Source organism: Streptomyces sp. NPDC028298, from assembly GCF_055565895.1.
This window is the reverse complement of the sequence record NZ_JBVHTL010000007.1, coordinates 485,190-494,328: the sequence shown is the minus strand read 5'-3', so window position 1 is coordinate 494,328 and position 9,139 is coordinate 485,190. Positions and strand designations below refer to the sequence as shown.

Annotated in this window: 9 protein-coding genes; 4 read left to right on the top strand and 5 right to left on the bottom strand. The window is 71.4% G+C overall.

The window, feature by feature from the left end; all coding sequences use genetic code 11:
* Window positions 1-100: 100 nt before the first annotated feature.
* Entirely contained in the window at window positions 101-685 is a 585-nt protein-coding gene (locus ACZ4TO_RS30660) for a dihydrofolate reductase family protein (protein WP_468025877.1), read from the bottom strand.
* A gap of 254 nt (window positions 686-939) precedes the next feature.
* Between ACZ4TO_RS30660 and ACZ4TO_RS30655 the strand changes: the two genes are divergently transcribed.
* Complete coding sequence (locus ACZ4TO_RS30655) at window positions 940-1,950, top strand: sigma-70 family RNA polymerase sigma factor (RefSeq protein WP_382784893.1); 1,011 nt, start codon at window positions 940-942, stop codon at window positions 1,948-1,950.
* Window positions 1,951-1,981: 31 nt separating this feature from the next.
* Here the strand turns inward: ACZ4TO_RS30655 and ACZ4TO_RS30650 are convergent, their stop codons facing one another.
* A complete protein-coding gene (locus ACZ4TO_RS30650; RefSeq protein ID WP_468025876.1) occupies window positions 1,982-2,899 on the bottom strand; it encodes an RNA polymerase sigma-70 factor in 918 nt (305 codons plus the stop codon).
* On the bottom strand, window positions 2,896-4,089 hold the full coding sequence (locus tag ACZ4TO_RS30645; protein WP_468025875.1) for an NAD(P)/FAD-dependent oxidoreductase: 1,194 nt from the start codon (window positions 4,087-4,089) through the stop codon (window positions 2,896-2,898). Before ACZ4TO_RS30645 ends, ACZ4TO_RS30650 begins: the two co-directional genes overlap by 4 nt.
* A 321-nt stretch (window positions 4,090-4,410) precedes the next feature.
* Between ACZ4TO_RS30645 and ACZ4TO_RS30640 the strand changes: the two genes are divergently transcribed.
* Window positions 4,411-5,115, top strand: a complete 705-nt coding sequence (locus ACZ4TO_RS30640) for a Clp protease N-terminal domain-containing protein (protein ID WP_468025874.1) — start codon at window positions 4,411-4,413, stop codon at window positions 5,113-5,115.
* 27 nt (window positions 5,116-5,142) lie between these two features.
* Here the strand turns inward: ACZ4TO_RS30640 and ACZ4TO_RS30635 are convergent, their stop codons facing one another.
* Window positions 5,143-5,439: a hypothetical protein gene (locus tag ACZ4TO_RS30635; protein ID WP_451076140.1), complete on the bottom strand. Its 297-nt coding sequence runs from the start codon at window positions 5,437-5,439 to the stop codon at window positions 5,143-5,145.
* A gap of 216 nt (window positions 5,440-5,655) precedes the next feature.
* Here ACZ4TO_RS30635 and ACZ4TO_RS30630 point away from each other — a divergent pair, with 216 nt between their 5' ends.
* Window positions 5,656-6,024: a hypothetical protein gene (locus ACZ4TO_RS30630; RefSeq protein WP_468025890.1), complete on the top strand. Its 369-nt coding sequence runs from the start codon at window positions 5,656-5,658 to the stop codon at window positions 6,022-6,024.
* A gap of 15 nt (window positions 6,025-6,039) precedes the next feature.
* Here the strand turns inward: ACZ4TO_RS30630 and ACZ4TO_RS30625 are convergent, their stop codons facing one another.
* Window positions 6,040-8,583, bottom strand: coding sequence for a bifunctional serine/threonine-protein kinase/ABC transporter substrate-binding protein (locus ACZ4TO_RS30625; protein ID WP_468025873.1), 2,544 nt, complete (start codon window positions 8,581-8,583; stop codon window positions 6,040-6,042).
* A gap of 351 nt (window positions 8,584-8,934) precedes the next feature.
* Here ACZ4TO_RS30625 and ACZ4TO_RS30620 point away from each other — a divergent pair, with 351 nt between their 5' ends.
* Entirely contained in the window at window positions 8,935-9,120 is a 186-nt protein-coding gene (locus ACZ4TO_RS30620; protein ID WP_382784885.1) for a hypothetical protein, read from the top strand.
* The last annotated feature ends 19 nt before the right edge of the window (window positions 9,121-9,139 follow it).

The following is a 9,139-nucleotide window of genomic DNA, read 5'->3' as shown; positions in this document are numbered from 1 at the left end:
CCCCCCCCCCCCCCCCCCCCCCCCCCCCCCCCCCCCCCCCCCCCCCCCCCCCCCCCCCCCCCCCCCCCCCCCCCCCCCCCCCCCCCCCCCCCCGGGCCCCTCAGGGACTCTGGACGAACTCGTACGTCAGGAAGGCCAGCCCGTCGCCGATGGTCCTGGCCTCCACCAGGCGCAGCGGCCTCGTGCTCGGGGCCTCGCCGAAGAACCGCTCCCCGGCCCCGAGCACGACCGGGAAGACGACCAGCCGCACCTCGTCGAGGAGGCCGGCCTCGATCAGCGTGCGACCGAGCCGATGACTGCCGGGGACGACGATCTCTCCGTCCAGCTCGCGCTTGAGTTGCGCGACCTCGGCCACGGCGTCGCCCCGCAGGACCGTCGAGTTGTCCCAGTCGGGTTCTCCGAGCGTCGAGGACACGACGTACTTGGGCATGCTGTTCAGGCGGTCCGCCAGCTCGCCGCTCCGGGGCCGCCACCGCTCCCCGAAGAACTCGTAACTCTTGCGGCCCAGCAGCCAGGCCTCGGCGCCCAGGGCCTCCTCCAGTGCGATCTTGCTCCACTCGGCGAGATCCGCGCCCCCGTACCGGGGGAACCAGCCTCCGAACGCGAAGCCCTCCGCACCGTCCGGGTCCTGGACCACTCCGTCGAGCGAGACGTTCTGCGGCCCGCTCATCACGATCTTTCCCATGTCCGATCACTCCTCGCGTCTACGTTGTCGACGACCACGTAGATGCAGGCGTCCGCCGGGACGGGAACTGGGCGCCGCCCGACCGCCCAGTTCTCGTCCCGGCCGGCGCCTGTACAGGATGGAAGCGCGGCGGGGCCCGGAAGCGGCAGGGTCCGGAGTCCGCGGGACTCGGATGTGGCGGGCCCCGGAATCCGCGGGACTCGGAAGAGGCGGGGCCCGGATGTGGTGGGGCTCCCAAGAAGGAGACGGTGACGATGGCGGCAGCCGATCTGATCGAGCGGGCGCGGGCCGGGGACGGCGACGCGTTCAGGGAGCTGACCGAGCCGCACCTCCGAGAGCTTCAGGTGCACTGCTATCGCATGCTCGGATCCTTCGAGGACGCCGAGGACGCCCTCCAGAACACCCTGCTCACCGCCTGGCAGAGCCTCGACGGGTTCGAGGGACGCGCCTCGCTGCGCACCTGGCTCTACCGGATCGCGACCCATCGGTGTCTCGACGCGCGCCGCGCGGCCGCCCGGCGCCCGGCCAAGGAGTGGAACGTGCCCGGAGTCGAACCGCCCGAGCCGACCCGGCTCGGCGAGATCGTATGGCTGCAGCCTTATCCCGGCGCCCTCCTGGAGGACGCGGCCGGGGCGCCGCTCGGCCCGGAAGCCCGTTACGAGCGCACCGAATCCGTCTCCCTCGCCTTCGTGACCGCTTTGCAGCTCCTGCCACCGCGCCAGGTCGCCGTCCTCGTCCTGCGTGACGTTCTGGGGTTCAAGGCGAGCGAGGTGGCCGACATCCTCGATTCCACCGTCGACTCGGTCAACAGCGCCCTCAAGCGAGCACGCGCCGGCCTGCGACGCGACCGGCCGTCGGCCGCCGCCGACCCGCCGCCCCCGGCCGCGGGCTCACCGGCCGAGGAAGCGGTCGTGGGGAGGTTCGTCCGCGCGTGGGAGTCCGCCGATGTCGACGCCCTGGTGGACCTCCTGACCGACGACGTCTTCATGTCGATGCCGCCGATGCCGTTCGAATACCAGGGACGGGATCCCGTGGCCCGCTTCTGCGCCGCGCTGTTCGACGCGGGCCGCAGGTTCGACCTCGTGCCGTCGCGAGCCAACGGCCAGCCGGCGTTCGGGGCCTACCTGCGTGGCCCCGACGGCCTCAGCCACGGCGTCGGCCTCTACGTCCTCACGCTCACCGGCGATCGGATCAGCGCCCTGACCCGATTCGACAACAGCGTGCTGCCCTGGTTCGGGCTGCCCCGCTCCCTCCCGAGCCGCTGACCGGAGCCGGCAGAGGCACGAGCGGGGGTGCTCAGCGGAGTTCGTACCGGATCCCGTCGGTGATCGCCTGGAGCTTGTCCGGGTTGGCCACGTTGTGGATGGCCGAGATGCGTCCTTCCGGGTCGAAGTCGAACGTCAGCGTGGCGATGACGCGGTCCGGGCCGCGGAAGACCACGCCTGGGCCTCCGTTGACCGAGGTGAGCTCGGCCCGCATCTGTCCGGGCTCGACGCCCTGGTAGCTCATCGTGCCGAGCGCGGCGAACCAGCGGGCGACGGTCTCCAGGCCGACGACCGGCTTGAGTGCCTGGCGGACCTTGCCGCCGCCGTCGGTCCACAGCGTCACACCCGGGGAGAGCAGCTCCATGAGGGTGTTGAGGTCGCCGCCCGTGGCCGCCGCGAGGAAGCGCTCGGTGACGTCGCGTCGGCGGGCGCGGTCCGCGGGGTAACGGGGTCTGCGCGCCTGGACGTGCTCGCGGGCGCGGTGCGCGGCCTGGCGGACCGCCGACTCCGAGCGCTCGACCGCCTCCGCGATCTCCCCGTAGCTGAAGGCGAAGACCTCCTTCAGTACGAAGACCGCCCGCTCCAGGGGACTGAGCGTCTCCAGGACGACCAACAGGGCCATGGAGACGGAGTCCGCCGAGGCGACGTCGTCGGCGGTGTCCGGGCCGGTGAGGATCGGCTCGGGAAGCCAGGGCCCGACATATGTCTCGCGTTGACGGCGGGTCGAACGCAGGCGCTCCATCGCCAGGTTGGAGATGATCCGCGTCAGATAGGCCTTGGGGTCGGCGACTTGGGAGCGGTCGGCCGCCGACCACTTGAACCAGGCGTCCTGTACGACGTCCTCGGCGTCGGCCGCGCTGCCGAGCAGGCGGTAGGCGACCGAGAAGAGCAGGGTGCGGTACTGCTGGAAGGCGAGCTGGTCGGGGCCGGCCTGGTGCGGCTGGATCATTTGGCGCTCCGAATCCGGGTGTAGCGGCCGCCGTGCGGCCAGAACGCGCCCATGGCGGGCATCTTCTTCATACGCGCGAAGGTCGGCCACGGCGCGGCGGTGACCGTCTCCTTGTACCTCGCCGCCCGCTCGCCGGTCAGGACGATCCGGCGCGGACGGGTGTCGGGTCGGGTGAACTGCACGACGCCGTCGTTCCGGCCCAGGCTGACGGGCGTGTGGTAGAAGCCGAACCGGAAGGGCCTGGGGTCCCTGCCCGCCGCCACCCGCAGGATCGAGAGGGCCGCGTGCACGCCGGTGGGCATGCCGCCCTGGCAGGTCCCGTGCATCACGCCGTAGCCCTGGCGGACCGCCGCCGCGTCGCCGACGGCGTAGACATCGGGGTGGGAGACCGACCGTAGAGCGCTGTCGGTGACGACACGGCCGCGCTCGTCCACGGTCAGGCCCGCGGCGGCCGCCAGGGGCGAGACGCGGGTTCCGCTGGTCCACAGCACCGCGTCCGCCGGGATCGCGGAGCCGTCGGCGAGCTCGACGCCGTCCGGCAGGACCTTGGACACCTCGACACCGGCGTGCACGCGGACGCCGAGCCGGGCGAGGCCCGCGTCCAGGTGGGCCTTGGCCCTGGGGTGCATGCCGGCGCCCGGTTCGTGCCGTCCCAGCAGCACCACCTGGAGCTCGGGGTGCCGTTCGGCGATCTCCGCGGCGGCCTCGACACCGGTGAGTCCGCTGCCTCCGACGACGACGGTCCCGCCGCCCAGCCGGGCCAGCCGGCCGGCGAGCTGGGCGGCGTTCTCCGGGCTGTCGAGGGTGTACGCGTGGTCGTCCACTCCGGGGACCGCGACGGTGTCCGCGACGCTCCCCAGGCCGTAGACGAGGGTGTCGTAGCGCAGGACCCGGTCGTCGTCGACGCGGACGGTCTTCGCCCGGGTGTCCACGGCGGTGACCCAACCGCGGACGAAGGCGGCGCCGGTGCCGTCCAGCAGCTCCCTGATGTCCATCTCGGCCGTCTCCTGGCCGGTGGCGGTCATGTGCAGCCGAAGCCGCTCGGTGAAGGTGTCGTAGGGGTTGACCAGCGTCACCCGGAGGTTCCCGCGCTTCCTGGTGCGGGCCGCGAGCTGGATCGCGGCGGCGAGTCCGGCGTAGCCGGCACCCAGGACCAGAACCTCTTGCCGTTGCGCTGTCGTCGAGTTCATCGCGCTTGCCACCGCTTTCGTATGGGTCGTTCTCGCCGTGCGGACGACCACCAGACGCAAGCTCCCCTTCCTTTCGTGACATGAGGCCGATGTGACCCGCGCCACGAGATGGCGAGCGGGATCGGCTCTCGCGGGCACTCGTGTTGCCGCTCGTTGTGCCGGCGCTTCGAGCGATTCGGCCACGGATCCCGAGCCCTTCGATCACGACCCGTTCGACCCTAACTGCCGTAACGGTCAGGCAGGTTCGATCGGAGGGTATGGAATCCAGACATGCGTCAATTTCAAGTTGACGATCGACAATCGTCAACTTAAGATTGACGCATGAGTCCACTCGACATCAGCCTCGCCGACCTGATCGCCCGACTCGACGAGGAACTTCCCGAAGCCGACGAACTGGCCCGCATCAGCGAGGCGCGTCTTCGCGCCCAGACGCTCTCCGACCTCGGAGACCAGCTCATCGACCACTACGTCAGCAAGGCCAAGCGGACCGGGGCGTCCTGGACCCAGATCGGCGACGCCATCGGGGTCTCCAAGCAGGCCGCCCAGCAACGCCACGCGCCCGCGCCCTTCGAGCGGTTCACCAACCTGAACCGGCACGGCATCGTGCTGGCGCAGGAAGCCGCCCGAACGCACAAGCACGACTTCATCGGCACCGGACACCTCCTGCTCGGCCTGCTCGGTGAACCACGAGGCCTGGCGTACGAGTTGCTGCTGGCGAAAGCCGAGTCCGAGCAGCGCGTCCGCGAGGCGATCGAGGAGGCGCTGCCGCCGGTGGGGGAGAAGGCGCTGCGAGGTCACATCGCCTTCCGACCGGAGAGCAAGGAGGCCATCGAGCAGGCGCGCCACGCGTCGGCCGACCTCGGCCACGACCGGGTCGGCACGGAACACATGCTGCTGGGCCTGATCCACGCCGAGGAGAGCACGGCCGGGCGGGTCCTGCGCACCCTCGGCTTCACACCGGAGGAACTGCGCGAGACGGTCAGGGCCGAGGCCGCCGCACGGCCCGCCGCGCACGACGAGCGGTAGGGACTCCGTCCGCGGTGTTCGCGGGGGTCAGGCAGGCGGAAGCGGTCCGGCCTTCGCGACGGTGCCGGTCCACCAGTCCGGTTGATCGGATGCCTGCCAGAGGACCTCAAGCCGGCGGCAGGTGAATTCCTCCGCCTTCCGGAGGAGGGCCGTCTGCGCGAGGTCCGGCTCGGACGAGGACGGAGGATCGGCGAGTGCGCCGTCCGCGATGCCGACTGGTCCGGTGAAGTAGACGGCGTACCGCCATCCGTCCGGAGTCCGGTACAGGACGAGATGCGTAGGTGTCCCGAGGGTGCGCCAGTACGGCTTCCGGTTCCTTGCCATACCGGCACGGTACTGCTCCTGGTCGGACTCACCGCGGCGCTGGTCCACGGCCGCCCACCCCGCGGATGCCTTCACGCGACGCCCGAAGCGGCTGATGCCGGTGTCAATTCCTTTGCGTGACCGAGCAGTTCACCCCTAGCGTGCAAGCGCAGAGGAACAGGGACGGTGCGACCGGGCAGCGCGCCACACGAACGAGGAGCAACCGCCGTGGGAACCATGGTCTCGGTCAGGGGTTGGCTGGAGTGTGACGACCAACAGCTCGCCCAGATCAAGGAGATCGTGGAAGCGGACGATCCGGAGCGCACCTACAGCGGGGGCTGGGCGTTCCCTCCTCGGCAGTACAACTACGTGAAGTGGGCCTTCTATGGAGGTAACATCCGCGCGGTGGCCCTCGACTGGTTCGAGGAGAGGCTTCGTCAGATCGCCCGGATCCCGGCTTCCGACCCGGATGAGGAGTACGACGAGAGGCCCCGGGGGCTGTTTCTGCTCAGCCACGACGTCGACGGCATGAGCGAGTGGCGCGTCTGCGACGGCGGCCTGGTGATCGGCGTCCCGGACGGTGATTACCACTATCTCGACGCGTAGCCGGATCACGATGCGTCAGGAAGGTGCGGATCCGCTGGTGACGGTGGACCAGCGGCCCCCGGCCACCGAGCACACCGTCAGACCCCGGTTGCGGGTGTCGCCGTACTCGTCGAAGGCGACACGGCCGGTGACACCGTCGAAGTCGAGCCGGGACACGGCCTGTCGCATCTTCGCCCGGGCGCCCTGGGGCAGAGTGCCGCCGTTGTCCTTCACGAGGGACTTCACGGCCTCGATGAGGCTCCAGGTCGCGTCGTAGGCGTACGGTCCGTACCAGTTGGCCGTGTCCTCGTACCCGGCCTCGTCGTACCGGGTGACGAAGTCCGATCCGCCCGCCAGATCCTCGGCGGCCACGCCGATGTTGACGGCGAGGTCGCCCGCGGTCTTCGGACCGGAGGTGACGTATCCCTCGGTGAGGATGCCGTCGCCGCCCATCAGGGGGATGTCGGCTCCGGCCTCCTTGAGCTGCTGGGAGAGCGGCCCCGCGGTGTCGTAGTAGCCCCCGAAGTACACGGCGTCGGCGCCCGATCCCCGGACGCTCGCGGCCAGGTCGGAGAACTCGGTGCCGCCGGGATCGACCTGCTCCGCGCCGACCACGGTTCCGCCGAGCTTCTCGAACTCGGCCGTGAACCCGGAGGCGAGACCGGTGCCGTACACGCTCTTGTCGTCGACGACGTACACCTTGCTCTTCCCGGCCTCGGTGTGGAGGTAGCGGGCGGCGAACGGGCCTTGGTCCACGTCCGTGGCCACCGTACGGAAGTACGTGTCGTACGGGCGGGACTTGGTGCCGGCGGCCCAGTCGGTGCCCAGCGTCAGCTCGGGAGCGGTGTTGCCCGGTGAGACGCTGACCAGGTCCGCCTGGTCCAGAGGGGCCACGAGCGTCCGGGCCACGCTGGAGTTCAACGGCCCGACGACACCGAGCACCTTCGCGTCGGACACGAAAGCGGCCGCGTTCTGCCCGCCCTTGACGGGGTCGGACGCGTCGTCCAGGGTCTTGATCTCGAACTTCACCCCGGGCACGAGCCGCTTCTGATTCGCGGTCTTGACCGCGAGTTCGGCGGAGTTCCGGATGCCGAGGCCCATCGGGGACATTCCTCCGGTGATCGGAGCGTCCACTCCGATGACCACCGTCACGGCGGCCGCCGAGGCACCGCCGCCGGGCGCCCCGTCGTCGCCGGACTTCTTGTCGTCTCCCGAGAGGGTCCAGGTCAGGACGGAGCCGGCCGCGAGCGTGGCCAGTGCCGCGCCCAGGACCACGGAGCGTCGGGTGAGGGCGCGCGCCCGTACGGGCGTCCGCTCGTCCTTCTCGATCCCGGCCGTCGTCCCCAGCGTGACCACGTCCTCGGTCGGGGGCACGGGCGCGGGGACGGACGGCGGATCGGTCGGCCGGTCCGGAACAGGGGTCTCGTCCGGCACATGGGCCTCGTCCGGAACCGGGGCCTCGTCCGTGACGGGGGTCTCGTCCGTGACGGGGGTCTCGTCCGGGACGGGCGGGTGGTCCGGTACGTCCGGAACGGGGATCCGGGGGTCGGCCGGGGACGCTCCGGAGTCCAGCACCGTGGGCTCGTGCGGCGTTCCCGGCGCACCAGGCCCTCCGGCCGTGGGAGGCCTACGGGGCTTCGGGGGCGCGGAAGGCGGCGCGTGCTCCGTAGCCGCGTCCGCGACGGAATCACGCCCGGCTTCCGGGCCGGCCTCGGGCCCCGGCTCCCGCTCCACGGCCACCTCGTCCCGCGCCGGCAACGAACGCAGCACCGACGCCAGCATCCCGGCGGCTTCGGCGGCGCCCACCCGCTGCTCCGGATCCTTCGTGAGCAGCGCCTCCAGTACGGGCGCCAGCGGGCCGGCGTGGACCGGCGGGCGGTGCGGCCGCGTGAAGACGGCGACGGCCAGGGCGTGGAGCCCTTCCGCCTCGAACGGCGGCTGCCCCTCGACGGCGTGGTAGAGGGTGGCGCCGAGCGCCCACAGGTCGTTGGCGGGCGTCGGACGCTTGCCCTCCAACTGCTCCGGCGCCATGTACTGCGGCGTACCGATGACGATCCCGCTGTGACTCAGCTTGGTCGTGGCGTCCGCGAGGTGCGCGATGCCGAAGTCGGTGAGGACGACCCGGTCCTTGGTCAGGAGCACGTTGTCCGGCTTGATGTCGCGGTGGACGATCCGCGCCTCGTGCGCCTCGGCGAGGGCGTCGAGCATGGCGGCGCCGATCTCGGCCACCCGCCGAGCGGGCAGCCGGCCCTGCCCGCGGATCGCGGCGGCCAGCGACGCGCCGCGGATGAACTCCATGACGATCACGGGGGCGCCCTGGTGCTCCACGACGTCATGGATCGTGATGATTCCGGGATGGCTGAGAGTCACCGCGGCGCGGGCCTCGGCGGCGAAGCGCCCGAGCAGGGTGGCGCGGTCGCGTTCCTCCATCCCCGGCGGGAAGAGGATCTCCTTGACGGCGACCTCGCGTCCGAAGAGCTGCCGGTCCAGGCCACGCCAGACCCGGCCCATACCGCCCTGGCCGACGCGTTCGACCAGCTCGTAGCGGCCGGCGATGAGTTCGGGATTCTGCTCGGTCACGCGCACACTCTAGGTGCTGTTGTGCCGTTCGTGTGAAGGAAAGATGGCTTGATCGTGCCCCTGGGGGCGAGGTGGGGTGGAAGGGCGGGCGGCGGTCGCGGGCCGTGGAGTTGGTGAGGGCGCGTGGCGCTCGCTTCCTCGGCGCGGACCCAGCCTCCGGCCGGGGCCCGGAGCATGCCGGCCGAGCCGGGTTCGTTCCGCCCGGGCCGTCCGGCGATGACCTCCGCCACACCCGTTTGTCCTTCCGATGCGGCCTCGCGCATGTGAAGCTGCTGGATCGTATGAACCATGAACCACCGGTCGGTCGGGGTGCGCCCCGTATGTGCCGGTGAGGGCAGAGAGGATGGCTGCATGTCGACTGCGAAGCGTCGGTACAGCCTGACGTGGACCGATCCGGACGGTGCGCCGCAGGCCTCCGCGGGTCGCTACGACAAGCGTTCCGCCACGCGGCGCCGCCGTGCGCTGGAGGCGGTCGGCTGCACCCGTGTCGAGGTCGTCGTGGTCGAGCCCGGGGAGCTCCCCGAGCCGGCGATCTGACCCGCGCCCCTCGGCGCCC